This is a genomic window from Methylophaga sulfidovorans, from assembly GCF_900114205.1.
Classification (GTDB): domain Bacteria; phylum Pseudomonadota; class Gammaproteobacteria; order Nitrosococcales; family Methylophagaceae; genus Methylophaga; species Methylophaga sulfidovorans.
Genome location: NZ_FOSH01000013.1, coordinates 16,545 through 43,287, shown reverse-complemented (window position 1 = coordinate 43,287; position 26,743 = coordinate 16,545). Strand labels below are relative to the sequence as shown.

The following is a 26,743-nucleotide window of genomic DNA, read 5'->3' as shown; positions in this document are numbered from 1 at the left end:
TAATGATTACCTCATTTATTTTAATTCAAACCGAACGAACGAAAATCACTGACGTCGCTGAAACACTGGCTGATGTAGATGGTATTAGTGAAGTCTACTCTGTCAGTGGTAATTATGACTTGGTAGCCATTGCCCGAGTCAAAGATAATGATGAACTGGCAACACTAGTTACAAACAAAATTGTAGACATCGAAGCAATTACAAAAACAGAAACCATGTTGGCATTCCGTGTGTATAGCAAACATGATCTGGACTCGATGTTTTCTATCGGTCTCTAAGTTAATTCGTCGACATCGAGCCTGTAACAGCAGGCTCTTTATCCGCTTTATTATTTCTTACAATCACTGTACAGGTCATACCAGCAGCAAGCAGCGTCTGCTCAGGAATCTCATCTAAAGCAATCCGCACCGGTATACGCTGCTCAAGGCGGACCCAGTTAAACGTAGGGTTCACATTAGCCACCAAGTCACGACTCTCCGGGTTATCACTGTCATAAATACCTCTGGCAATACTGTCGACGTGCCCCTTCAGTATTTGCCCATTCAACAGCTCAATATCGACAGGATCGTTTACTTTCAATAAAGCCAGTTTTGTCTCTTCAAAATAGCCATATACCCAGAACGAATGTTTATCAATTAATGCCATCATCGCCTGTCCGGTATGCGCATAATCACCTACATATACATTTAAGTTTGTCACATAACCATCTGTTTTTGCATATACTTTTGTTCTTTTTAAATCCAGTTTGGCGGTGTTTAACTTAGCCAGTGCCGAATGATAATCTGCCAATGCTGCAGTGGATTGATGATCCGCATCAATCTTACTTTCCCGGGAAACAGTACGTTTATCCATGGCTTGTCGGCGTTTGGCCTGCGCCTGATACATTTCCAGAAGTGTCTTTTTGTTAGCCACGACAGCTTCTGCATTTTTGACCGCTAAGGCATAACGCTCAGCATCGACTGCCATCAGCAAATCGCCTTTTTTTACTTCCTGATTATCTTTGACAGCAACTTCAGTAACGATACCTGACACGTCTGGTGCGACATTAATAATCTCGGCTCGCACGCGGCCGTCCCTTGTCCAGGGTGAATGCATATATTTCTGCCATAAGGTGTATGCCAGGAAACCGGCAGCCAGAAAAAAACACAAGGTGATGAGGTAACTTATAAACTTCTTCATGCTATTGATAGACCATAAAAGCAGTGAAACAAAATAAACAGACAAACACGCTCAGTTTAAACATTGCCGGGTGCCAGACATAGCGATAGACACCGAGTCGGGCAAACAACATATCCAGTAACCACATCACGATTAAACATAAAACAAACAGGCCAGTCATGGCAGGAAAGCTCACACCTGAGACAGTCCACTCACGCATCACATCCATCATGACTCCACTCCAGCAGCCAATGACTGAGCAAACAGGTTTTTATCCAGCAAGACATTTCGAATAAAGTGTAGATAACTCAATATCTGCTTAGGAATGGATTCATCAAAATGCACGATGTCTGAGGTATAAGGCTGTAACCACCCTATCATTTTATCCAGTTGTCCTAATGCACTCACCCTATGATTTGCAGTAGGTTTTTCAAACACGCTAATCAATGCCTTATTCAAATTCTGTTTATACCACTTCCAATCATCATTCAGACCACCTACTACTGAAAGTCGTTGTTCAACATCATCTATTTCCATCAATGCATGCCCGACAATCTGAACTGAGAAGCAGGTTTTTAATAGTTTTTTATATTGCAGTGGTGAATCACCAGCAAAACCATAGGACTGACTTAATAAGTCCCGGGTCTGACTCTCAAACTGATGGCGTCTTTGTGATCGCTGACGACGGAATAAAGTACTTATCTGATGACGCATTTCCGTATTAAGACGTTGCCAGACAAAACGATTATCAGCAGGAATAATCACGGTCAAAATAACAGCAACCATGCCCTGAGCCAGTATTAAGGCAATATAATTATTTAAGGTCGCTGACGAATTATAAACCGCTTGATTTAATGGAATAGCGCCCAAGCAAAAGAAGATAAGCAATCCCATACCATAGCCAGTATATTTTGGTTTCGTAGAAAGATAGAGCCCCACGGTCAAAGGCAGCAACAAAGCAAAACATAATAAGGCAAAGCCATCCAAATGTGGTAAGAGCAGAAGATTAACAATAAAGCCAGCCAAGGCAGCTGCGACAGTTCCAACGGTAATTTGTTTTGCTGATCTAGCCGGATTCGGTGTTGTGGTCACAATAGCAGAAATCGCAACAGCTACCATGGCAAATGTATTGCCACTAGGCCAGGCCGTTTCGATCCAAAATGTACCAAATAACAGTACGATAAGACTGGTTCTTAATCCGGTTATCAACGCCCCAACCGGATTCACTTTAGTGCTGAATGTAATACGCTGTCGTTCATAATGGTGTTGTTCAGCAGCCAGCGTTGACTGCGTTTCACAATACACCCGCATTTCATCAAACAGACGAAAAATCAACTCACAAGCAGTATCAAAATCAAGCTTATTAGCTTCACTGATATGGCCAGGTAGAAACTCACGCTCCTCACGAATTTTCTGTCTTAATTGTGTTTGTGCGAAGCCAATCTGCTTTGCTAGATCTAAAGCCTGTTGTGAAGTCAGTGTTGCCAGACGCACAGGCGCCAATGTCTGTTTAACAATCTTTAAACAGCGTTCAATCGCCACCATGACAGAAGTCGGTGCATCCTGTCTGACGCGGTTTAATAGCGTATGTAAACCAGCATAACGTGTCGTTAACTGCATAAACTCCTGGTTTAACCGTGCCAGCCTTTGTTTACGTAACTTAATAGAATAGTCTTCTATACTACTGACATACCTAAGGTTTTCTAGACCAACAGACTGGGTCGCAAACGTCATCATTTTCGTTTCATATTGTGTTTGCTGATCAGGGTTATCGAGACTATTAATGATGAAATCAGCAAAATCACCAAAGCGTTGGCTAACCGCTTTTTGAATGGCCTGACCAGATGTTTGTGGAAATAAGGTGGCACTGATCATCGTGGCAACGAAGATACCAAGACTAATTTCCAGTACTCGCCACACCGCTAACATAAATGCCATATCCGGGTTTTGTATAGCAGGAATGCCGATTAATGTGGCTGTATAACCAGCCAGTACAAAAGCATAGGAACGATAATCCCGAAATGCCATCGCCCCTGCAGCACAAAGACCAATCCAGATCGCCACTGCTAACAGAAACAATACGCGTTCCTGCGCCATCAATGCGACCAGAATGAGCATCGCAACACAGCCAATCAAGGTACCTAAAAAACGGAATAAACCTTTGACCAGCACCTGCCCACTCTGTGGCTGTATCACAATAATCACCGTTATACAGGCTACGGCGGGTTGTGGTAATTCCAGTCGCATGGCAAGCCATAAGGTCAGAAACACAGCGACCAGCCCCTGAATAATAAAATTCCAGGTCAGGCCATCCTCATTCAGCCATTGCCTTGCTGCCTGTTTTAGACTCAACGTCAGGTTGGAAGCCATTTACGGTGTCGCCGGATACTGTAGTGCAGCCTGCTGTGGGCTATCATTAGCTGCCGTCAGACCACCACCCAATGCAATGATAAGATCAGCCCGGAATTGCAGTGCCTGAGCATTAAGCTGTTGTGAAAAAAGCTGTTGTTGTAACCAGGCCAATCTGGCATCCAGTACAGGTAAATAATCAGTCAGCCCGACGTCATAGGCATCATTCGCATGCATATAGGCTTGATGTGATGCCTTGATAGCAGACGCCAATGTCATTGATTGTGTCAATGTACTTTTTAATGACACAGCACTGTCTGCAATTTGTTGCATCGCTTCACTCAAGGTTTTTTTGTATAAAGCCACTGCCATATCATAATTGGCTGTCGCTTCGGATAACTCACCACGAATTCTGCCTGCGTCAAAAATCGGCAGTGATATCGCTGGACCCGCATCATAGGTCAGTTTGTCATGACTAAAGACGCTTAACATGCTGCCATTGACGGCCATAAAACCTATAGCGGCCGACAGATTAATATTAGGATAAAAAGCAGTATGGGCAATATTAATGTGTTTATTGGCACTGAATACTAACCAACGGCTCGCCACCACATCTGGGCGATGCCCAAGTAATTCAGCTGGAATATGGCTGGGTAAAGACACATCTTCTGTTCGCTGTAAGTGCGGTGGTTTAAGGCTGTCAGCGAAAGCCGGACCTTTACCTAATAAGGCTGCAATAGCATATTTCGCTGTCACGATATGATCCTTAACAGCTTCGAATTTAGCTTCAGCATCGGCAAGCTGAGTTTCAGCCTGATACACAGCCACTTCTGTATTCAGGCCCATGGTTAACTGGGCTTTTATTACATCAAGTTTCTCTTGATAGCTGTTCACAGCCTGTTTAGCCAGATCCAGCTCGGCGTTATTCAGAGACAGTTGAATATACGATGAGATCAGTGCCGATTCGATATTCAGTTTCGCTATCTGGCTTTTTGCTGTTTGTTTTTTAATCTCACTTAATGCCACATCACTTTGCATGGCATTTTTATGCCAGATATCCGGATCATAGTGCAGGCTGAGTAATCCCGTATTATTCCAGCTGGTTGTACCGCCCAACTCACCTGGCCCATAGAAATAATCTGTCGGCCAGCGTTTGCGATTGATTTGGCCCTCAGCATCAATTGTTGGCGATAAAGCAGCGTCTGTCTGCGCCGCTAATGACGTAGCTACTCTTATTCTCGCCTGTGCTTCCTGCACTGATGGACTCTGGCTGACGGCAATCTGCATTAATTGATTCAGTTGTTCATCCTGAAAACATTGCCACCACTGATCTGTTGGCCACGCCGCATCTTCTTGTATTTCTTGCACATGTTCACTTAATTGATACGAGCTATCTGCAGGCACATCACTCTGCGGCACTATGCCTTCAGAGCTGATGCATGCTGACAACAGCAACAATCCTATATAAGGGAAGAAGAGATATAACGTTTTCACAGTCTGCTCAAAACACGCTTTATAAGTTAAATGGCAGGCTATTTTATTTGCGTTCAATCTATCAATAAACAGCAATTAATGTTAATAATTGTTACAAAATTCGTAACAATAGGTGACAGATGGATACGATTGATTCAATGAAAACCTTTTTACAGGTTATTGAAAGTGGCAGCTTTACTAAAGCAGCAGAAAGACTGGAAACCAGTTCTGCCAATGTCTCGCGTGCAATATCGGCATTAGAACAACACCTTAGCACCCGTTTATTACACAGAACCACACGTCGGATAGCACTAACTGAAGCGGGTCAACGCTACCTGCTGCGATGTGAACAGATATTAGCGAATGTGGAAGAAGCAGAAGCGGAAGCACGTGATGCCCAGATGAATCCGGTAGGTCGGCTCAGACTTCACACGATGCCAGCATTGGCAAACAAATATATTGTTAAAGCCGTCACTGCCTACAGAGAGATTTACCCAGCAGTTTCTTTTGATATCACACTGGCAAACCGTATTCCTGATTTGATTGAGGAAGGTATTGATGTCTCGATCATCATGGCACCACAACTATCTGACTCCAGTCTGATATCAAAGGTCATTGGTCAGACCTATAGTATTTTATGTGTGTCGCCCGATTACCTGGCGGAATATGGTATGCCAACAACACCTGCAGAGGTCGAAAATCACCAATGTATAAAAATGGCGTCTACTGTCATGCCATTAGACCACTGGGAGATGAGCTCAGACCAGGGTGATGCCATTATTGAGATCAAAAACTCACCGTTTCAGGTCAACGTCAGCAGTACCGTGAAAGAAGCCATCCTGCATGGGATGGGAATAGGCATGGTTCCTATATTTAATGTGACGGATGAATTAACATCAGGCACCTTGATACGGGTATTACCCGATTATCGTGGCACGCTATTTAATGTTTATGCCCTTTATCCATCACGGGCTTATCTTGATGCAAAAACCAGTAGCTGGGTCGACTTTTTACGAGACAATTTGCCTGATGAACTCGCCAGAGATTGCGAACTTCAGGTAAATTAAATGACGGCTCTTAGCCAGAGCCGTCCAGAAACAAGATTATGCTGCTTTTAACAAGCTTGACTTGAGTTGCTCACACCATTGCTTGAGTCTGCTTTCAGTCAACTCGGGCTGGCAGTCTTCATCCAGCGCCAAACCGACAAAAAACTGTTTGTCTGCAGTTAAGGCTTTTGAGGCATCAAACTCATAGCCATCAACGGGCCAGTGACCAATGACTTTAGCGCCTCTAGCCACCACTTTGTCATGCAACATACCCATTGCGTCCTGAAACCACTCGGCATAAGCAAATTGATCGCCCATCCCCAAAAAAGCGACCGTTTTATTGGAGAAATCCACTTCATCAATTTCGTCCCATACATCCTGCCAGTCTGCTTGCACTTCTCCGTAATCCCAGGTTGGGATAGCAAAAATGATATTGTCAAAAAACTCCAGTGCCGCCAGCCCAACATCTTTTACATCAAATAACTCAACCTGATCTTCACCAAAGATTTTTGCTATTTTTACTGCTGCATCTGAAGTATTACCCGTAGTTGAACCATAAATAACTGCAATCATTACTCACCTATTTGCATTTAATTAACAAATGCAAATGATATTCATTATTATTTAATAATTCAACAGACAAATATCCTCTTATAAAGAGGAAATCCCCCCACCACGTCTATAATTGTGGACCGGTCTTCCCACTATTACGTCTATCGATGGCTTCCTGCTTTAACTCACCAACCCACTGCATAGCAGCTTCATATGCATTGATCCAGCCTGGTACGTCGATCATGGTCGCAGTGATATTGCTAGCAGGCTGTTCGTCCATAGTGCCAAATTGGAAACTCATCCAATTTGCACATTCATCCAGGCTTTTTACTTCTGGATTGCGGAAATCATTGATTTGATAACGATTACCGTCTTTTTTGAATACCAGCCCCATGATGGTATCGGCATTTAATGTGCGTGGTGGTGTGATTTGTGAGCTGGAGGCACCCAAACAGTTAAGTTTGCCTTGTGGAAAAATCCAGTCCATTGGTCCGGTATTATCAAAGGGTTGCCCATATTGCTCGATAAGCGATTGACGGTAATCGGCTACCGTGACGGGATTAATATGGTTTTCAGTTACACGATGAATGGCGACTAAGCGGCCTGCTTTGGGTAATGGCATGAATATCAACTCAAAGCTTTCTGCTCTTGCCTCACCGTGTTCAGTCTCCACAATATTAGCTGAAAGGCTATGAATAAAACTTGGCGTTTTATATGTTTTTGCACCATCACTGTAGGTGTAATATTGCTTTTCTTCCTCAATCACACTGGCATTAACACCGTGATCCAGTAAAGCAGCTTTAGCTTCGTCAATGCTCATGCCAAGCTGCAGGCCGGCCATATCCACATCATCTGCCAATACTGAACAGCTAAATAACATAGCTGCAAAATATGGGATAAACGTTTTCATATTCTGTTCCTCTATGGATGGATAAAACTGTGCTGGCGAAATAAAGCAATTTATCGTCAATGACAACAGCCCTTTTATCACAATCCTCATTGAGGCATAAAAAGATTACACTGATAAGGCAGATTGTTGTGCCTGATAGAGTCCTTCAAATTCATTCATCGTAAAAACAGCCAGGATATTTTGCTCATCATCAAGGATTTCATACGTCGGTCCTTCTGTGCCACGAATACTGAATAAAACTATTGTATCTTCATCGCCACCACATTCTCTATGTGGTTCAGGATCAGGTTGGCTTATGCTATATGAGCCCGTTGGGCGTTTTTCTTTCAACGTACCATCAGCAGAATACAGACAGTGCTCACCCTGAATAACAAAGGTGTGATTAACCGCACAGTGACGATGTAACACGATGGGATCATTGGCTGCGAATTTAAATAGCACCTCTACCACTTTGTTGTCGCGGTCAATATCCAATACCGAATATTGAAAGTTGTCGAACACCTCAAGTCGCTGCCAGTGTATATTTTCATCATTAAATTGGTGTAGCTGCATTTCCCTCTCCTTTTTAGTTATATGTCAGTGACATACAACAACTCTAACGATGAGAACAAACACTACGCCAGCGATATTTGCCTGCGTAAAACCGGGACTTTTTCCCATAATACAATCAGGGCTAGCAATGCAGCCCTGATTGTATTTTTATCTAGCGGTTACGGTGATGTACCAATAGGTATAAAGCCGGTAACACAATAAGGGTAAGTATGGTGGATGACGCAATACCGCCGATAACCACCGTTGCTAGGGGCCGTTGTATCTCTGCGCCGGTACCCGTATTGAGTGCCATAGGAACAAAACCAAGACTGGCCACTAAAGCGGTCATCATTACCGGACGTAAACGTAACATCGCCCCATCCACAATTGCTTTATAGAGATCGCCGTTTTGCTGCCAATGATCACGAATAAATGACAACATCACCAGACCATTCAATACAGCAATACCAGACAGTGCAATAAAACCAACAGCCGCAGAAATAGACAGTGGCATATCCCTAAGCAGTAAAGCCATAATGCCACCCGTTAATGCCAACGGCACACCGGTAAAGATAATAGCGGCATCCTTTATTGATCCCAGCATAGTCACCAGTAATAACAAAATGCCAAATAAAGTCACCGGAACCACAATGGCTAAACGCTGACTGGCCGAGGCTAACTGTTCAAAGGTACCACCAAACTCCAGCCAGTATCCGTCAGGCAATGTCAGCTGTTGATCGAGCTTTTGCTGAGCTTCCTGCACAAAGGATCCCAGATCACGATCTCTGACATTAGCTGTGACCACAACACGTCGTTTGGCATTTTCACGCGAGATCTGACTTGGCACATCGACAAGTTTAATCGTTGCCACCTCGGATAACGGCACATAAGTACCTGAAGGCAAAGACACAGGTAGCTCGGAAAGTTTAGCAATGTCCTGACGCCGGTCATCAGCTAAGCGTATAACCAGTTTAAAACGGCGATCCCCCCCATAGATTAAGCCCGCATCTTGACCACCAATAGCTGTAGCTAACATCGTCTGTAAGATATCTACACTGAGGCCATAACGGGAAAGTGCCAAGCGTTTGGGTTCCACTGACACCATCGGTAAACCACTGACTTGTTCCAGTCTGGCATCTGCTTGGCCGGGTATATCTCTGATAATAGTTAAAATGGATTGTGCTGAAGTTTTGAGTTTCTCCAAATCATCACCAAATACTTTAATGGCCACATCCGCCCTGACACCTGAGATAAGCTCGTTAAAGCGCATCTCGATCGGTTGCGTGAATTCATAGTTATTGCCAGGTAAGGCCTTTGCAGCTGTCTCGATTTGTTTGATGAGTTCAGACTTTGGCAATGACGGATTGGGCCAGTCTTTTCTTGGCTTTAGTATCAGAAAAGTGTCAGCCACATTCGGCGGCATCGGGTCGGTCGCCACTTCTGGCGTGCCGATTTTGGCAAAGACTCTGTCCACCTGTGGAAACTGTTTCAGCCGCTTTTCCAGAACTTCCTGCATGTCTATCGATTGCTGCAGACTAGTGCCTGTGGTGCGTAATGCATGTAAGGCGATATCGCCTTCATTGAGCTGAGGAATAAACTCCGTGCCCATCTTTGATGCCAGCAGTAGCGACCAAGCCACCAAAACAAGTGCAGCAACCACCAGCAACCAACGTAACTTAAGACTCCATATCAATACCGGCCTGTAAATCGATTTGCTTGCTGAAATAATCAGAATTTCAGTTTCTTTGATTTTACCTTTCATGAACACAGCCACGGCTGCAGGTACGAGAGTCAGTGACATCAGCATCGCTGCTAGTAAGGCCAGCACCACTGTTGATGCCATCGGTTCAAACATCTTGCCTTCTACCCCAGTCAAGGTGAATAAGGGGATATACACCAATGTAATAATCAATACCCCAAACAGGCTGGGCCGAATCACCTCATTGGTCGCATCAAATACCACAGCCAAGCGTTCATTTAATGGTAAGGCTGAATCACGACCAGACTGGGCCAGCGATAAACGCCGCACGCTGTTTTCCACAATAATCACTGCACCATCGACAATCAGGCCAAAATCCAATGCGCCAAGACTCATCAGGTTCGCTGAAATTCCGGCCTGAACCATACCGGTAATGGTTGCTAACATGGCAAGTGGTATCACGGCAGCAGTGATGAGTGCGGCGCGGATATTACCCAGTAATAAAAACAACACCACAACGACTAATAATGCGCCTTCCAGCAAGTTTTTCTGCACTGTAGCAATGGCTTTATCGACCAAGGTGGTTCTGTCATATACCGCTTCAGCAATAACGCCGTCGGGTAGCGTCGCTTGAATCTTGCTTAGCTCCGCAGCAACCCGTTTGGCAACCTCACGTGAGTTCTCCCCTATCAGCATCATTGCCGTTCCCATCACCGTTTCCTGACCATTCTGGGTGGCGGCACCGGTTCTCAGGGTTTTACCAATGGCAACATCAGCGATATCCATGATCTTGATGGGTGTGCCTGACATCTGCTTTACCACCACTTGTTGAATATCGTCGATGGTTTTTAACTGGCCCGGAGAACGTACCAGCAATTGCTGCCCGTAACGCTCGATATAACCAGCACCACGATTACTATTATTTGCCTTTAATGCCTGCTGGATGTCGCCAAAACTGATACCGAACTCCAGCATTTTTTGTGGCTCAGGCTGGATGTGATACTGCTTAGCATAACCGCCTACTGTATTCACCTCCGTAATCCCCGGCACTCGCATTAAACGAGGCTGAATTATCCAGTCCTGTATTTCACGTAATGCGGTCATATCATAAGCTTGGCCATTCTCTTGTCGTGCTTCTGGCTGAGCAGAAACGGTATAAACAAAAATCTCACCGAGTCCGGAAGCAATTGGCCCCATTTCTGGTTCCAGCCCATCGGGCAGTTCATTTTTGATACTGGCCAGGCGGTTATTCAGCAGGTTTCGGGCAAAATATAAATCTGTGCCCTCTTTGAAGATCACGGTGACCTGAGATAAACCATAACGAGAAATCGATCGTGTATACGACAGTTGAGGAATACCTGCCAACGCACGTTCAACGGGATAGGTAATACGCTGTTCGGTTTCTAACGGCGAATAACCTTCTGCTTTGGTATTAATCTGTACCTGCACATTGGTGATATCTGGTACCGCATCAATGGGCAAGTGTTGATAACTCCAGACACCCGCCGCCATCAGCACGATAATTAATGACAATATAAAACCACGTCGCTCAATGGAGAAACGTAATAGTGAAGTAATCATAACGTCTCCTTGAGTTTAGTGGCTGTGCTCAGCGCCGTCTTTTTCAATATCCGCTTTTATCAGGTAACTGTTTTCAGTCACTATTTGCTGACCAGCATTCAGACCTGACAGTACTTCAACAAATTGATTATCCTGAAGCCCCAGTTCCACTGGCTGAGATTTATAAACGCCCCCCTCCTTGATAAAGACGACTGTTTTGTTTTCATATTGCTGCAGTGCAGATAACGGCACCCGTACATTAACTTCACGTTTATCGACGAGGGTCTGAGCACTAACTAACAAGCCGGGAAACCAATCATCATCAGGATTTTTGAATTTCACTCTGGCAATCCTAAATGGCTCACCACTGGTATTTGGCAGAAGCTGGGAAATAACAGAACGGGTTTGCATATCATCACTTTGTAAAATCACCGTTTGTTTTGCTTTAATCAGACTCGCCTGAGAAGGAAACACCTTAAGTTCAGCCCATAAAGTGGAGGTATCGGTAATAGTAAACAGAGTCTGCTCAGAGACGACTTCACCGGCATTGGCATGTTTGGCTATCACACTGCCTGACAATGGCGCGGTAACATTGTAGGTCTGCAAACTGCTATTTGATTCTATGCTGGCTAATACCTGACCTTTTTTGACCGTATCACCATACTCAACATACACACGGGTTATACGACCAGCAAAACGTGCCGTCACATGGCTGGTATGCTCAGGGGACAACGTCACATCACCATATAAGGTAATTGTTTTGCTGATATCACCACTACTGACAATGGCTGTGGAGATGGCATTTAATGACGCCATGTCCTCGTCAATATGAGCGACTTCTTCATCATGATGGCCAGCGTGTTCGTGTTCATGCTTATCTTCATCGGCAAAAACAGCCTTAACAGATAGCATCGCACACATAAAAAACACGATTAACATTAAAAAGTTAGGAAGGGTTAGATATCGCTTAATCATTACTTATACCCACATTATTTTGTTCGATTAATAACGGTTCTGCTGTCAGCTGTTCAATTTCCGCCGCGAGCAATAAAGCATCAGCTGACGCCTCTATCAGAGCACGCTTGGCATTAAGCAGCTCTTGTCTTGCTGTGAGAAAATCGAGATAGCTATACAGGCCCCGTTGGTAAGCTGTTTTGGTTTGAGTTAAGGCGTCGGCCAACTGTGGAATGATGGATTGTCGCAAGGTCGTGGCCGAGGTAATTGCCTGCTCCCTTGCGGTGTATGCCTGATACAGTTGCGTATGTATACGCAGCAGGAAGTCTTGTTGGCGAAACGTTATTTCATTTCTTGCTGCCAATGCTGATTTCACCGCTGACTCAGCACGTTTTTCTGCAAATAACGGCACAGAAAACCCTGCTACCAACGCAGATTCATCAATATCAGCACTTCGCCGAATACCAACCGACCAATCGATATCGGCCTGCTGTTGAGTTTTTGCCAAACGAATTTCGGATTCTTTTAAACGTGTTTCAGCAGCAAAAAATTCCAACGACGGATTATTTTTGACTCGTTCGAACAGTGACTCAAACGATCTGCTGCTGCCGTAATCAAACAAGGAACCAGCTACCTTATTAAATTGCGGTTGCATCTCCCCCCATAAATTAGCTAAGGCCATTTTATGGGCATGCATTCGCTGCTCGACACGTGAGACATTTAATCTGGCCTGCTCAACGGCAGCCACCGCACGGGCATAATCAGCCTTAGGCGCAATCGCTGCCCTGACCCGTTTATTCACTTCATCAGCCGTAGCTTGGGCAAGAGAGACTTCTTCTTTAGCAAGCTGTATTCGCTGCTTATCAATCAATAACTGAATATAGTTTTTGGTGACCGTACTTAATAAATCAAGCGAAGCAATCTGTTTTTTAATTTGAGTCAGTGCCAGCTTTTGATCAACCACAGTGACCCTGGCTTGTTTTTTGCCACCAAGCTCCAGCACAGAAGATAAAGACACCGTGAGCTCTGCCGACTTAGTACCGCTGAGTTGACCTGTACCAGCCACGTTTTCCAGTTCAGCACCAACGCGATAAGCCGGTGATAGCTGCGCTGTTTCACGCTCAGCTTGCAGGCCTTGTTCACGAACTGGAAAGACATTAAGTGAGGGATTTTGATTCAGCGTTTTTTTAATGGCTTCAGCTAATGTCAATGTGGTGTCTGTTGCGGCATGTGCCTGAAACGACACAATAAACAAACTGAAAGCACAATAAAGGCACATACGCAGTAAAGGCGTTTGCCCATAGGTATAGATGGGTTTCATGATATGAATCCTGAAATAAATACTCTTTCATCACGCATAGGTGATGAGCGGAAGTGTTAGATCAGAATCAGGCTTTTGGAGGACGGTACATCGAGCTGATAGAACCCGATCTTGCCGTGTATTGGTAACGACTGAAAAAAGCGTCTTTGAATGAAGACAGCGATAAATTGACTACATGCGGCACAGCAACAAAATGTACACAGTGACTATGACCACATTGATGATGGTCGGCATCGATATGCACAGCATCCGGACTATCATCAGCGATAGGATCGATAAGACTATGATTATCTTGTTCGTCAAAAATAATATGATGCACATCAGCAGCGACAATGCTGGACTGCAGCACCATCATCATAATTAAGCTGTATAAAAAAATTCTGATGTTCATCATGGCTGCTAGGATAACTGAAACTCAGATTCAGATAAAACAAATTTACCGGATAAACCGCTGAACAATTTGATAAAGGATAAGCTGATGAAATTGAATATCTTCGCTGGATTATTGCTGTTACTGATGGCCCGTCCTTTGTTATCAGCAGAGAATCACGTCGATATGATTCGTGACCTGGCTTATGGTGACTCGCCACTCCAAACCATGGATGTCTATTTACCTGGCAATGCTGACAATGCACCCATTTTATTTTTAATTCACGGTGGTGCCTGGCAGTTTGGCGATAAACGGGCTACCGGTTTAATCAAAAGTAAGATTGATCGCTGGCTCAATCGTGGATTTATTATTGTTTCAGCCAATTACCGTTTAGTCCCTGAGGTCGATCCAGTGACCCAGGCTAACGATCTGGCTTTGGCATTAAAAACCGTGCAACAACAGGCTGAGTCATGGGGCGGCGATGCGGATAAAGCCATCTTGCTCGGTCATTCAGCTGGCGCACATTTGCTCGCATTGCTGACAACTAAGCAAACCTTCAGCGAACAGAACTCACTTCGTCCCTGGTTAGGCAGTTTAATTATCGATAGTCAGGTATTGGATTTAGTCTCGCTAATGCAGCATAAGCACGTTGAATTTTATGATAAAGCGTTTGGCAACCAACCAACATACTGGCAACAGGCATCACCGATAAATTATGTAGATGGTGATGAAGTGCCTATGTTTGTTGTATGTTCGCTTCAGCGACCCTATGCCTGCGATAATTCAACGCGCTTTGTTGATAAAGTGAATGATACTGGCAGTAAAGCTGAATTGCTTAAGCTGGACATGACTCATAATGAGACCTTAGAAGAAATCGGCAGAGACAATGCCTACACACAGAGCATTGAGAAATTTATGTCAGGACTGGATCCTGTTATTGCCGATCATCTAAGTCCATCTATGGATAAAAAACAATAAACATCGTGGTCAATTTTGACCACGACGTTTACAACCAGACTTATTTGCCCTTAATTTTAAGATTTAACTCACGCTCAATTTCGTCTTTATCAGCTGCAAATAAAGCGACTTGCTGAATATCTTCAATCGTCATTGGCGTTTTTGGTGTCAGCTCTATCTTGAATTCATGGCGATCATCGATAAAGTCTTCAACGGCACTGTAAAACATTTTCTCGATGGATTGATGGCTATATTCGATGTCTTTCTTCAGCTCCTTAGTCAGCTCATCTTCAAACTGCTCTTCGCTCATATTCATCTGCTTTGCCATATTTTCTATCAGCAGATCCGTTGTCTTACCTTCGTCTTTTATTACCAGCTCAAAGTGATGTATCAGTGCTCTTTGCATACCGCCGAACATCAATACAACAGGATCCAGCGGCATATTTTCTATTTCCGCCTTCACTTCCATGCCCACCACTTTGTTCAATTCGGATTTTAACTTGATGTCGACAAATGGTCGTGTATTACCTTTTGCTGGGGAATAGTCATACTCCAGATAGAAATCCGTTGTCGGTTTGCCTTCTGTTAAGGTATCTATGGTTCGATAAACCGCTTTCTCAACTGGTTTGACACTACTCTCAGCTAAGAGCTTAAAATCCACTTCTGTTGCTATACCGCTTAAACTTACTTCAAGCTGATCGGGTAATTTGGAGGATTCCAGTGAGGATAATCCGACCTTACTATCGACAGTGACTGATTCAATACTGACCACATTAGGTGCATTATTACCCGCCATGTTTTGCAAACCAGACATATCTATCGTGACATTTTTTAATGTCACCGCATTTGAAAACAAAGAGGTTTGTAGTGCTCCATATTTCACCGGACTTGTTCCATCCATCATGGTTAGCTCTGTATCAATGCGTTCTTTCACTAACTCATGTTTGGCATGATTGGCATAAAAATAGCCAGAGACAACGGCAAGGCCAAGCACGCCACCAATAATAAGTTGTTTTTGTTTCATTAAAACCCTTATGTGAGATTTAATTTATAGGTTATGACAATCGATATTTCACCACAGTGCCGGACAGCACCATGACGATAGAAATAACGGTGTGGAATGTCTAAATCAATTCGCTGCTCTGAAACTTAAGCAAAGCAAGATAGCCGCTTTCGTGGTTAATCAAGCACCACATTAGTAGAATGACCGTCGACATAATACTGATATTGGTTCCGACCTGCGGCTTTTGCTGCATACATCGCCTGATCTGCTTTTTTCAGTAAATCTGAAATCGCATCGGCATCATTTGGATACTGCACAATGCCGATACTTACTGATAAACGACAATCGATACCATTTATAGGATATGGCACATTTAGTTTACTGATTAATCTGTCGAGGAAGCGTTTCAAATCTTTTTGTGGAAACTCACCGGACAACAAAATAATAAACTCATCGCCGGCGTAGCGAGCAATCAAATCAGCATTACGACAGGTTTTTGTCAGTACTTCAGCTGCATGACGCAGTACTTCATCACCAAAATCATGACCATAATTATCATTAAAGTCTTTAAAATTATCTAAATCGAGGAATAACAACACCAGGTTATCGCGTGAAATAGAGTCTTGAACCATTTCCATTTCATGTGACAATGATTTTAAAAATAAATCCCGGTTGGCAAGTCCTGTCAGATTGTCGTAATTCGCTTGTTTCCATATAAGTTGCTGCGTCTCGATATCATGCGTGATATCTCTGGCAATGATAGAACCACCGATGACATTATGATTTTGGTCGAATAATGGTGAAGCGGTTTCAGACACGTTAATGATTTTCCCTTCTTTATTTTTTCGGGTGGTCTTGTAATGCTCCAGGCTTTTGCCCGCTTTAATGTTCTCAAGTACGAAGTCTGCCTGCTCATCGTCGTCATCGTGAAGGATCGATATCGACTTTCCGAGAATCTGTTTAGCGGTATAGCCAAAGATATGTTCAGCACCAATATTCCAGCTTGTCAGCGTACCATCGAGTGAAATACTGTAAATCGCGTCTTCGGATGTTTCGACAATTGCACGGCATTCCTGACTGAGGCGAATCGCTTTCACCTGCTCAGTAATATCTCTGGCCACCTGAGATGCAGCAACAATAGTGCCCAACGCATCAAATACCGGCGAAATTGTGACAGAGACATCAATCAATCGTCCAGACTTATGCTTGCGAATTGTCTGGAAATGCTCAACTACTTCACCTCGACCTAATTTTTTTAATATCTCGGCTTCTTCATGAAGTTTATTTTCTGGAAAAACTTTGATCATGTACTCGCCTATCATTTCATCGGCGGTATAACCAAAAATTCTTTCTGCGGCTGGGTTCCAGCTAAGAATAGTACCATCCAAGGTCTTACAAATAATGGCATCAAAACTTGAATCAATAATAGATTGATAAATATTTTCTTTAAACAAGCTGATATTGTGATCTTGACGTTTCTGAGTCACGGGCATACATCCAATGTTATCTACGCCCTATTCTATGACTTATTAGTGCATGATATCTATGCTTATCAGAATTATTGTTATGTTTTTGTAGTCATACTTACTTAACTTCTTCGGTTTTACTTATATATGGAAATACGCTCATGTCTATCTCATCCAACATGTTAAAACATGCTTTCCTTATGTCCTCCCTCGTCTTTTTTCCTTTATCCTCAGCCGTTGCAGGTGATGACACTGACAAACCCGTCGTTGAACAGCTGGTTGATACATTAACTACCATCGCAGGGCCACACCCTGGTATCAGAAAGAATCATGCTAAGGGGGTTGTCGTTTTGGGCGAGTTTACACCCAGCTCAGAAGCATCATCTGTCTCAATGGCTCAACATTTGCAATCAGCTTCCACACCAGTGACCATACGGTTTTCTAACACAACAGGCATTCCTGATATAGCCGATACCAATCCAAGCTCATTCCCAAAAGGTATCGCCATACGCTTTCAACTTGCCGATGATAGCTATACCGACATTGTCAGCATCTCCGTCAATCGTTTTCCAGCTGCCACACCGGAAGACTTTTTAGGCCTGATTAATGCGGTAGCCACTTCAGGACCAGATGCCGCTACACCCAAACCTATAACGCAATTTCTTGCCAGCCACCCTGCAGCTAAAACGTTCGTAGAACCCCCAAAACCAGCCCCAGTAAGCTTTGCAACACAACCGTTTTATGGGGTAAATGCATTTAAATTCACCAATAAAGACGGTGAGGTTAAGTATGGTCGATATCAAATTATTCCTTTAAATGGCCCAGAATATTTAACGGATGAACAACGCGCTGCAGCTGGTAATAACTACTTATTTGAAGAATTGCCTAAACGTCTGCAACAAGGCAAGGTAGAGTTAACATTGGCACTGCAAATAGCAGAAAAAGGCGATGACCTGACTGATCCGACCGTGGTTTGGCCAGAAACACGTCAAACCGTTAGATTAGGCACAATAACCATAGACTCAATCGACCCTAACGATGAGCAGTTTGCAAAACAAAACATGTTCAACCCACTGGCGCTAACTGACGGTATTGAAGCCAGTGAAGACCCTATTTTGCTTGCCCGGCCTTCAGCTTACGCCATTAGCTATGGCCGTCGGCTTTCTGGTCAATAAACAGGCACGATCTAAAATAGAGGATGACGCAATGGCCGAAGAATTTGAAGAAATCACTCATTGTCAGATGTGTGATGCTGAATTTCAGGTGGGCAGACAACGTAATGAAGGAATCTATATTCCCCACTATCATTTATCTGTATGCCAACGTTGTTATGACTGTAATAAGGCGGGATGGTCACCATTATATGAACAAAAGCTTATCGTTCACTGTAAAGAACATCATATAAGGTTACCGGATAGAAATAAGCTGGGTTTACTACCTGTTGATTGAAGACAAATAAAAAAGCCAGACTTAAGTCTGGCTTTTTTATTATGAACTCTGTTCGATTACCACTGAGACTCGCCGGTTTCAGGGTCATACATTTCATGATGAATGCTGTTGCGGTTAGCAATCAATTCATCAATTGTCGGTGAACCTGACATCGCACGTTTAATCGCTAACTTCATCGCTTCATAATTAGTGCGGTATAAATCTTTACGATCCACATCTGGATTCGCAGCCGCATCTGGAGCAATCCAGATCATAGCAACAATACATAATTCTTCTGCATGCTCTTTTGGAATAACACCTTCGATCACGCTATCCAATACCGCATCAGCCACCGCTGATTGAACTGGGCCACCAAACAACTCAACATAAGCACTTGATTTAATAGTAACTTTAGGCACAATCATTGTTGCTGGTTTTACTTGTTGATTGGTCGCACGAATCGCAAACATACGTGTATGCCCTTCTGTTTGCCCCATTAAATTTGCAAACGCATGACCTGCTGGACCTTTGACGCTACCAATCAAAATTTCAGGCATCGCATCCGTACCTTGATCTTCACTGGCAAAGACGGTGGCTTCTGCGGTTTTAAACCAAACTGGTTCTGACATATTATTAACTCCGTTGATGATAAATTGTGCGCCATTTTAGGCTGATGCCAGAACAAGCCACAAGCGTTTTTTACCGCTTGGATAATATAAAATAATAAGCCTGCTCAAAAACCATCTGAACAGGCTTACTTCAACCGCTATGAATTATGCGACTAACTTAATATTCCAACACAATCCGATAACGCACATCACCCTCACGAAGCTTGTCGATTGCTTCATTAATTTTTTCAAATGGATAACGTTCAATCACTGGTTTTACGCCATGGCGCTGAGCAAAATTAAGCATCGTAGAAATCGTTTTGATACTGCCTGTGTCAGAACCTGAGATAGTTTTTTGTCCCTCAATGAGATTAGGCACCATTACATCTAATGGATCGAGAGTTGCACCTACAAAAACTAAGCGTCCTCGTGGTTTCAACTTACTCAAAAACAGATTCCAATCAAGTTTGACATTTACTGTCGATAAAATCAGATCAAACTTCCCAGCAAGCGAAGATAACTCAGCCTCATCACGTGAATTAACCGCATAATGAGCCCCCATATCTATAGCTTCTTGTTTTTTTGACTCGCTGGTAAAAGCCGTGATCTCACATCCCCATGCATTCAGAAACTGCAATGCCATATGACCCAGACCGCCAATACCGATAACAGCGACTTTATCTGTAGGTTTGATACCAAATTGCACTAGTGGATTAAAAACGGTAATACCGCCACAAAGTAATGGTCCAGCGGTTTTTAGATCTATGCCCTCAGGCAATGCAATGACACTATTCGCATTGGCTCTCACTTTATCTGCAAACCCACCATGATGACCGACGATGGTGCCAGTTAAGTCAGCACATAAATTTTCATCACCCGTATGACATTCATCACACTGTTCACAAAAGTCGGAAATCCAACCAAGTCCCACCTTCTGCCCTACTTTAAACCCACTCACTGCAGAACCTATTTGTGCAATTTCCCCCACCACTTCATGACCAGCAACAAGAGGGTAACTGGATAGCTCCCAGTCATTATCAATCATGCTGATATCACTGTGACAAATACCACAATACTTAACTGTAATTTCTACTTCATTCTCCCCTAAAGTACCTGGGTCAAACGAATAAGGCGTGAGTGCCTCCCCCGGACTCATAGCAGCATATGCATTAATCATTATCTGTCCTTTACTCAGAAATTAAACAAACTAAAAGTATTCTAGAAGTAAAGATAGCCGTCACTTATCTCAAAATGGCAAATCTTATTAGTGGTCATTAGCATACGGGATGTGAATTTATTAATTTACGTTAAACCTGAAGGTGTATAGGCCGATAGCATGTATGGCTCAATCACAAATTAGGTATAAAAATAATGAACATAAACCTGCAAAGCATCAGAACGAAAAGTTCAATACCTGTTGTTGTCATGGGGTTAACCATTATCGTCGTTATTGCGATGTTTTTATGGATGATGAGTAAACAAAACCACGCCATCGAGGTACAGTCTGAATTATTTATGCCAGCCAATGAGAAAATTCTCAATGCTGACAGAGATTTACATCAGGCAAAAATCGCATCGATCAACCTTCTTACCCATCGTGGTGATAAAGCCGAAGAAACCAAAGCCTGGCAAGAAAATATTCAGCAAGCTTATGACCGATATTCACAGTTTTTAGAATATACAAAAATCTATCCGGATGTCTCTGATGGTAAAGAGGCGTTTGAAGCAGCCTTTAAAAACTGGAATATCGCCACGGAACGTATGGTGAATGAGTCCAACAGCTCTAATCAGCAGGAACTGGCGAAACAGGAAGAAGAAGCATTTCAGAGTCTCCGTTCCATTCTGGATAAAAAAGGCGAAATCCTGCTCAATAAATTTCATGTATTAGACGCCCAATTAAAAAGCGATCTAAAACGCAGTATGACTGTCACTATTATTGTTGTACTGGCGATTATTATTGTTGCATTGTATTTCAGTTACATCGTACCGAAAAAACTCACTGACGATATTAATGCTCTCGTCAAACGAATAGATGAGATTGCATCAGGTGATGGCGATTTAACTGCCCGTCTGGATGCCAGCTCAAAAGATGAGTTTGGAGACTTGTCGCAGTCCTTTAATCGCTTTGTTGAAAAATTACAGGACTTAATTAAAACAATACTGGATAACGTCAAGGGCCTCAGTTCACTCACTATTCAATTGGCTGATTCCTCTAATAAAACGAAAAGCATTAACGAAACCTTGAATTTATCTACCGAATCCATCGTCAGCGCTGTACATGAAATGACCTTGGCCAACAAAGAAATGTCCAATGTCGCAACCAACTCCGCCTCAGAAGCAGATCAAACTTCACAGCTGGCGATAAAGGGCATACATGTGGTTGAAGAATCGAACAAATGTATATCAGAACTGATTAAAGATATGGATACGGTTCTGTCTTGCTCACAGCAACTGGAACAAAATTCCACCAGCATTCTGTCGGTTTTAGAAGTGATTAGTTCTGTGGCGGAACAGACTAACCTGTTGGCGCTTAACGCCGCTATTGAAGCCGCTCGTGCAGGTGATCATGGTCGCGGTTTTGCTGTGGTTGCTGATGAAGTACGTTCTTTAGCAACAAGAACTCAACAAAGCACTGATGATATCAGTCAGATTATTACGCAGCTGCAAAACTCGGTTAATCAGTTTTCAACAGCCATTACTCAAGGTAAAACTGATGTTGATAAAACGGCTAATACTTTCCAACAAGCGTCTACCGTATTTAATGAAATCAGGTCTTCCTCTCGTCGTGTGAACGATATGGCGATACAAACCGCAGCCGCGACTGAAGAACAAACAGCCGTTGCCGAAGATATCAGTAAAAACCTGCATGGCTTAAATGAACAAACTGAATCAGCTCAACAGGTCTCAAAAACAGGTGATGAAATTTCGAGAAAAATTAATAACTTCTCTGAAAATATGATGGCTCTTATGGGCCGATTTAAAGTCTAGCCATACTTAAAAGAGCCAGATCGTTAGTGATCTGGCTCTTTTTTTAATGCAGGAATAGTACGATTTCCAGCGCGATGAGGATAATGATTATCCACTCTAAGGTTGAGGAATGTTTGTGATTCTGCTCATTGGCCAGCATATCCAATAATTCATGAATACTTTCCAGCTTTTTATTTAATACATTGATCCGTGCAACCACATCCAAATAGCGTGAAACCATGGTATATAAAGGTTCAAGATCAGGATAATCCCAGAAAAATTCAGGTGTATCCAACAAGCTGTAGTTCAATAGGATATCGCCCCGAGCACCAAACAATACACCACGTGATTTTGCAATAGCTTTTCTGCTCATTGCTACTTTGCCTGTTTTTGCCAATGAGACTGGAATATGTGCGTGGGCCTGGATTACTTCCTGCGCCAGTCGTTCAAATTCGGCCAGTTTTACTGATTGTGCCAGTGCATGTGATACCGCCAGGCGTTCCATACTGTCTTCATTAGCAAAACTGATTTTATCAGCATGCATTTTGATAGTGTCGGTGTTGCTATCAAAAGCGTACTGTTCGAAGTCAGGTATCATTTTTAAATCGACAATAAATGACTGAATTTTTGTCATTAACGATTGTTTGGTGTTTTCAGTCACACCCCAGAACACGACAACACCGTAATCGAATAAGAACGCCTCTCCCGAATCAAGCTCAAGTTGCATCGCGTCATGTAACCGGATGCAGCGGTAATTATCGTTAAGAAAGTTTTCTAAATCAGGTAATAAAAATGACCGACCAGTCGCTAACGATTCAATCAAGGCTGTGGCAAATTGCGTCATCATACTACCCTCAAAAAAGTTAGGCGTACTCTACGCTGAAACGCTTGTTTTGAATAGTAGAAACTGTGTCTGAATTAACGAAAAATCACATTGTTATCGCTACTTTTAGTACCCCATCACGTTGATGAGAAAATAGGTCATAAGCATCCACAATATCATCCAGTTTATAGCGATGAGTCACCATATCCTGCAAGTTAACACGATCGGATTCAATGACGTTCATCAATCGCCGCATACGCTCTTTACCACCAGGACATAAGCTAGTGATGATTTTGTGATCACCGAGGCCGGCACTGAAGGCATCTAGTGGAATTGTTAAATCAGTTGAGTAGACACCTAAACTGGATAAAGTCCCGCCCGGTTTTAATACACGTAAGGCTGACTCAAAGGTTTGTTGTGTACCCAAAGCTTCAATCACCGCATCAACACCACGGCCACCAGTGATTTTCATGATTTCAGAGATGATATCGACTTTACGATAATCCAAGGTGATATCCGCCCCTAACTGTCGGGCATAAGATAAACGTTCATCAATGCCATCAATCGCAATTATCAGACTGGCACCTTTTAATCTGGCTCCTGCTGTCGCACACAAACCAATCGGTCCTTGGGCAAACACTGCAACAATATCACCAATCTTTATATTTGCTGATTCTGCTCCAGCAAAGCCGGTAGACATAATGTCGGGACACATCAACACTTGTTCATCCGTTAAACCATAGGGCACCGGGGCTAAATTGGCCTGTGCATCCGGCACGACTAAAAACTCAGCTTGTGCGCCATCGATGGTATTGCCAAAACGCCAGCCGCCCATAGGCTTATAACCATGGCTATGACAACCACCATCTTGTGATGGCAGACCATCTTGGCAGGCATAAGACTGAAAACTGGGACAAATTGCCCCGGCAATAACACGTTGACCTTCTTTATAACCTTGGACATTTTTACCTAATTTTTCGATGACACCGACCGGTTCATGACCAATCGTTAATCCCTGCTCAACGGGATATTCACCTTTGAGAATGTGTATATCTGTGCCACAAATTGTCGTTGTGGTGATACGAAGCAAGGCATCATTATCACCAATATCAGGAATGGGTTTCTCAACAATTTCAATACGACCTTTTTCAATAAAGGTGGCGGCTTTCATCATACCTGTCATGTCAACGCTCCTTGCAATAACTACTGTAAAGTCATCTAGTAAGTATTACGATAACACTATGAAAGTTACTGTGTTATGACATGGATCAAGTCTATTTTATTTAACTTTAAGCCAGGCAAAAAACGCGTTTTTTTAGTTGGTATGATTGTGCTTCATTTCTAACTAAGCGAGACAAAAATGGTCAGCCGCAACAGCAGAACAGGCAATCATTAGGCTTTTAGCTATTCTCACCATGGCCGCTTAAGGTATGTAGCTTGGTCACAGCCAATGAAGCAGCAGCCGTTCGGGTCTCAACGCCTAATTTAACAAACACATGTTCCATATGTTTATTCACCGTTCTGGGACTGGTGCCAAGGATTTCGCCAATACTCTTATCGGTTTTACCTAAAATGACCCAGTGCAATACCTCTGCTTCACGCTTGGTGAGATTAAATACGGCTTTCAAGGCTTCCACCTGTGCCGCTTCTGACTCCTCACGCAACAAGATTAGCCATTGTTCATCATTACGAATATCGGCTGGGGTAAAAATTAAACGTCCGGTGGGATGATTAATCATCAGCGGTCGTAACCGTTTTTTACCACCTTCACTTAATTGTTGAATCCACAGTACGCTTGGTTTCAACCTTGTTATCTGCATCGAAGTCTTGGTAATGAACAAAAGGCATGAACTGTCCCCAACCGACTTTTTGGTTGAAGATATAACCAGCACCTACCGCGTAAGCATCGCCTTGCTCAGACTTGAACACGTCATCAGTGTCGTAATCGTAATAAGCGGCTTCAAAAGATACGGCGCCAGCAGCCAGTTTTTTCTCAATTAACAAATCCGCACCGTATTGGCTGTAGTCACCAACTTCAGTTGTTGAAATGGCACCGTCTTGTTTTGAGCGGCCAAAGATACCAATGGTGAAAATATCTTTTTGTCCCAGGTAGTTACCCGTACCGTAATAACCAGGCTCTTTATCCCAGAAGCTATATTGCAAGCGACCGGCATACATTAAGTCATCACTTGCTTTTAAGCCTTTGACTGCTGCATCGCCTTCATTGAAAGCGGTTTTAGTTGCTGCACCTTCACCTAGGCTGTAATAAAAGATTTTGTCTGCTTCAAAAGCACCAAATGAATAGGCAAGACGCTGGTCTAAAGTAGTACCTACTAGAGCCACACCTTCGTCACGACCGATGGTGCCGCCATTCCAACCATAACGTGCTGCAATGTTTTGCCAGTAACCATCACCTGAGGTGTAATAAGGACCAGCCATATTGGCGCGGCTACTTGGAGAAAGGAAACGACCAGCCCAGATGGCTACATCAGGCGTAAATTGAAAAATACCAGCAGCATCGATGATTTTCATTGATTCATCGCTGTTCATTTCAGTGTTAAACATACCTTTGATGTATTTGTTCAACGAACCTGAAACATAAAGTCTGGCACTGTCCAGATTGAAGTCATTTGAACGACCACCATCATCAGCGCCATCTTCTGCACTGGTGTAGCTGCCACGCATGCCAAAACCGACGCTGACATATTGATCTTCACCAAAAGTGATTGTGCCGGCTGCTTGTGACACGCTTGGTGCCATCAATGCAGAACTGGCAAGCGCCACTGCGTAGGTGAGAGAGTTGAGTTTCATTTTCATTCTAATTGCCCCTGTTAGCCATCCGAGAAAAGAAAAAGTCGCAAACGTGATGTTCGCGTCAGGAGCAATACTAGTGAGCTGGCCTAGAAGCTTGAATACGTCAAATTGCGTAGAAACAGATCAGACGTGTTCAGGTAACCTGTAGCCATGTTGAAGAGTCATCAAGGGAAGACCGATGTTTCAAAAGCGAAAAATTAGTAAGGTTATTGCTATCGTTTCACTCTCTATAGTGGGACTGTCACTCACTGCTTGTGGTAAGTTCAGTTATAAACGCGGTGCAACAGCTCATGATTTTCAGCAAGAAAAAAATGTGTGTGCAGCCAGTACCAATACGGAAGCACAAACCAAAAAATGCTTAAAAGAAAATGGCTGGATTGTTTTAGATTTAGATAATAAAGCGAATGAAGAAGCTGCCAAGACAGGAAGCCCAGCAAATAAAGCTGTTATCCATGGCAGCTATACAAAAAGCACTCCCGATCAGTTTATCGCTGAAAAGACAATAGAAACTGAAATTGAGCCCGCCCCATTACCTGCCGATCCATTACAAGCAGTCAGTGTGAGTTCATGGTGGAAAGCCGGTGCAGGTCCGGATCAATTATTCGCAGAAGGTCGGGTATGCAAAGATGGTTTAAGTAAAGAGCACCCAATCAACGGTAATTTTAGTCAGGTTACCGTTGGCTTTATTGAGTGTATGGCAGAGAAAGGCTGGAAAGTCTGGCTTAAATAACTCTCTCGTCCTCGGTACCGCCAG

Annotated in this window: 26 protein-coding genes; 7 read left to right on the top strand and 19 right to left on the bottom strand. The window is 43.3% G+C overall.

The window, feature by feature from the left end:
* Positions 1–2: 2 nt before the first annotated feature.
* Positions 3–278: an Lrp/AsnC family transcriptional regulator gene (locus BM232_RS11125; RefSeq protein WP_091714676.1), complete on the top strand. Its 276-nt coding sequence runs from the start codon at positions 3–5 to the stop codon at positions 276–278.
* 1 nt (position 279) lies between these two features.
* Here BM232_RS11125 and BM232_RS11120 read toward each other — a convergent pair whose 3' ends face one another.
* From BM232_RS11120 to BM232_RS11105, 4 genes are read right to left on the bottom strand one after another with little or no spacing between them, the layout of a single operon-like run.
* Positions 280–1,179 carry an efflux RND transporter periplasmic adaptor subunit gene (locus tag BM232_RS11120; RefSeq protein ID WP_091714674.1) on the bottom strand — a complete coding sequence of 300 codons (900 nt, stop codon included), beginning with the start codon at positions 1,177–1,179 and terminating at the stop codon, positions 280–282.
* A gap of 1 nt (position 1,180) precedes the next feature.
* Entirely contained in the window at positions 1,181–1,390 is a 210-nt protein-coding gene (locus tag BM232_RS11115; RefSeq protein WP_091714672.1) for a DUF1656 domain-containing protein, read from the bottom strand.
* Positions 1,387–3,528, bottom strand: a complete 2,142-nt coding sequence (locus BM232_RS11110; RefSeq protein WP_091714669.1) for an FUSC family protein — start codon at positions 3,526–3,528, stop codon at positions 1,387–1,389. The genes BM232_RS11115 and BM232_RS11110 overlap by 4 nt, the downstream gene beginning before the upstream one ends.
* Positions 3,529–5,001 carry an efflux transporter outer membrane subunit gene (locus tag BM232_RS11105; protein ID WP_177207316.1) on the bottom strand — a complete coding sequence of 491 codons (1,473 nt, stop codon included), beginning with the start codon at positions 4,999–5,001 and terminating at the stop codon, positions 3,529–3,531.
* Positions 5,002–5,120: 119 nt separating this feature from the next.
* On the opposite strand from BM232_RS11105, the gene BM232_RS11100 reads away from it, so the two are divergent.
* Complete coding sequence (locus BM232_RS11100) at positions 5,121–6,047, top strand: LysR family transcriptional regulator (protein WP_091714665.1); 927 nt, start codon at positions 5,121–5,123, stop codon at positions 6,045–6,047.
* 36 nt (positions 6,048–6,083) lie between these two features.
* Here the strand turns inward: BM232_RS11100 and fldB are convergent, their stop codons facing one another.
* The 7 genes from fldB to BM232_RS11065 form a co-directional block, all read right to left on the bottom strand.
* Positions 6,084–6,599, bottom strand: a complete 516-nt coding sequence (gene fldB / locus BM232_RS11095) for a flavodoxin FldB (RefSeq protein WP_091714662.1) — start codon at positions 6,597–6,599, stop codon at positions 6,084–6,086.
* Positions 6,600–6,705: 106 nt separating this feature from the next.
* Entirely contained in the window at positions 6,706–7,488 is a 783-nt protein-coding gene (locus tag BM232_RS11090; protein ID WP_091714660.1) for a hypothetical protein, read from the bottom strand.
* Between the two features lie 105 nt (positions 7,489–7,593).
* Positions 7,594–8,040 carry a cupin domain-containing protein gene (locus tag BM232_RS11085; protein WP_091714656.1) on the bottom strand — a complete coding sequence of 149 codons (447 nt, stop codon included), beginning with the start codon at positions 8,038–8,040 and terminating at the stop codon, positions 7,594–7,596.
* Positions 8,041–8,191: 151 nt separating this feature from the next.
* Positions 8,192–11,299 (bottom strand): efflux RND transporter permease subunit, encoded by a 3,108-nt coding sequence (locus tag BM232_RS11080; protein ID WP_091714653.1) that lies wholly within the window; start codon positions 11,297–11,299, stop codon positions 8,192–8,194.
* A 15-nt stretch (positions 11,300–11,314) separates the two neighbouring features.
* On the bottom strand, positions 11,315–12,253 hold the full coding sequence (locus BM232_RS11075; RefSeq protein ID WP_091714650.1) for an efflux RND transporter periplasmic adaptor subunit: 939 nt from the start codon (positions 12,251–12,253) through the stop codon (positions 11,315–11,317).
* Positions 12,246–13,553, bottom strand: coding sequence for a TolC family protein (locus tag BM232_RS11070; RefSeq protein WP_091714648.1), 1,308 nt, complete (start codon positions 13,551–13,553; stop codon positions 12,246–12,248). Before BM232_RS11070 ends, BM232_RS11075 begins: the two co-directional genes overlap by 8 nt.
* Before the next feature lie 67 nt (positions 13,554–13,620).
* On the bottom strand, positions 13,621–13,944 hold the full coding sequence (locus BM232_RS11065; protein ID WP_091714646.1) for a hypothetical protein: 324 nt from the start codon (positions 13,942–13,944) through the stop codon (positions 13,621–13,623).
* Positions 13,945–14,031: 87 nt separating this feature from the next.
* Between BM232_RS11065 and BM232_RS11060 the strand changes: the two genes are divergently transcribed.
* On the top strand, positions 14,032–14,901 hold the full coding sequence (locus tag BM232_RS11060) for an alpha/beta hydrolase (protein ID WP_091714644.1): 870 nt from the start codon (positions 14,032–14,034) through the stop codon (positions 14,899–14,901).
* A gap of 40 nt (positions 14,902–14,941) precedes the next feature.
* Here the strand turns inward: BM232_RS11060 and BM232_RS11055 are convergent, their stop codons facing one another.
* Together BM232_RS11055 and BM232_RS11050 are read right to left on the bottom strand one after the other, a co-directional pair.
* The gene (locus BM232_RS11055; protein ID WP_091714641.1) at positions 14,942–15,904 is read right to left on the bottom strand and encodes a hypothetical protein; all 963 of its coding nucleotides are present in this window, start codon (positions 15,902–15,904) and stop codon (positions 14,942–14,944) included.
* Between the two features lie 155 nt (positions 15,905–16,059).
* Complete coding sequence (locus BM232_RS11050) at positions 16,060–17,370, bottom strand: PAS domain S-box protein (RefSeq protein ID WP_177207315.1); 1,311 nt, start codon at positions 17,368–17,370, stop codon at positions 16,060–16,062.
* 140 nt (positions 17,371–17,510) lie between these two features.
* On the opposite strand from BM232_RS11050, the gene BM232_RS11045 reads away from it, so the two are divergent.
* Together BM232_RS11045 and BM232_RS11040 are read left to right on the top strand one after the other, a co-directional pair.
* The gene (locus BM232_RS11045; protein ID WP_091714637.1) at positions 17,511–18,524 is read left to right on the top strand and encodes a catalase family peroxidase; all 1,014 of its coding nucleotides are present in this window, start codon (positions 17,511–17,513) and stop codon (positions 18,522–18,524) included.
* A gap of 31 nt (positions 18,525–18,555) precedes the next feature.
* Positions 18,556–18,798 carry a hypothetical protein gene (locus BM232_RS11040; RefSeq protein WP_091714634.1) on the top strand — a complete coding sequence of 81 codons (243 nt, stop codon included), beginning with the start codon at positions 18,556–18,558 and terminating at the stop codon, positions 18,796–18,798.
* 56 nt (positions 18,799–18,854) lie between these two features.
* Here the strand turns inward: BM232_RS11040 and fae are convergent, their stop codons facing one another.
* Both fae and ahr read right to left on the bottom strand, forming a co-directional pair.
* Positions 18,855–19,406, bottom strand: coding sequence for a formaldehyde-activating enzyme (fae, locus tag BM232_RS11035; protein WP_091714631.1), 552 nt, complete (start codon positions 19,404–19,406; stop codon positions 18,855–18,857).
* Between the two features lie 157 nt (positions 19,407–19,563).
* Positions 19,564–20,562: an NADPH-dependent aldehyde reductase Ahr gene (gene ahr / locus BM232_RS11030; protein WP_091714628.1), complete on the bottom strand. Its 999-nt coding sequence runs from the start codon at positions 20,560–20,562 to the stop codon at positions 19,564–19,566.
* Positions 20,563–20,756: 194 nt separating this feature from the next.
* Between ahr and BM232_RS11025 the strand changes: the two genes are divergently transcribed.
* Positions 20,757–22,373, top strand: a complete 1,617-nt coding sequence (locus BM232_RS11025) for a methyl-accepting chemotaxis protein (protein WP_091714626.1) — start codon at positions 20,757–20,759, stop codon at positions 22,371–22,373.
* 43 nt (positions 22,374–22,416) lie between these two features.
* On the opposite strand, the gene BM232_RS11020 is transcribed toward BM232_RS11025, so the two are convergent.
* The 4 genes from BM232_RS11020 to BM232_RS11005 form a co-directional block, all read right to left on the bottom strand.
* Positions 22,417–23,199: an RMD1 family protein gene (locus tag BM232_RS11020; protein ID WP_218153337.1), complete on the bottom strand. Its 783-nt coding sequence runs from the start codon at positions 23,197–23,199 to the stop codon at positions 22,417–22,419.
* Positions 23,200–23,281: 82 nt separating this feature from the next.
* On the bottom strand, positions 23,282–24,358 hold the full coding sequence (locus BM232_RS11015; RefSeq protein WP_091714624.1) for an NAD(P)-dependent alcohol dehydrogenase: 1,077 nt from the start codon (positions 24,356–24,358) through the stop codon (positions 23,282–23,284).
* Positions 24,359–24,575: 217 nt separating this feature from the next.
* Entirely contained in the window at positions 24,576–24,980 is a 405-nt protein-coding gene (locus tag BM232_RS11010; RefSeq protein WP_245752922.1) for a helix-turn-helix transcriptional regulator, read from the bottom strand.
* Entirely contained in the window at positions 24,943–25,992 is a 1,050-nt protein-coding gene (locus BM232_RS11005; protein ID WP_245752920.1) for a porin, read from the bottom strand. The genes BM232_RS11010 and BM232_RS11005 overlap by 38 nt, the downstream gene beginning before the upstream one ends.
* A 175-nt stretch (positions 25,993–26,167) precedes the next feature.
* On the opposite strand from BM232_RS11005, the gene BM232_RS11000 reads away from it, so the two are divergent.
* Positions 26,168–26,719, top strand: coding sequence for a hypothetical protein (locus tag BM232_RS11000; RefSeq protein WP_091714622.1), 552 nt, complete (start codon positions 26,168–26,170; stop codon positions 26,717–26,719).
* Positions 26,720–26,743: the final 24 nt, after the last annotated feature.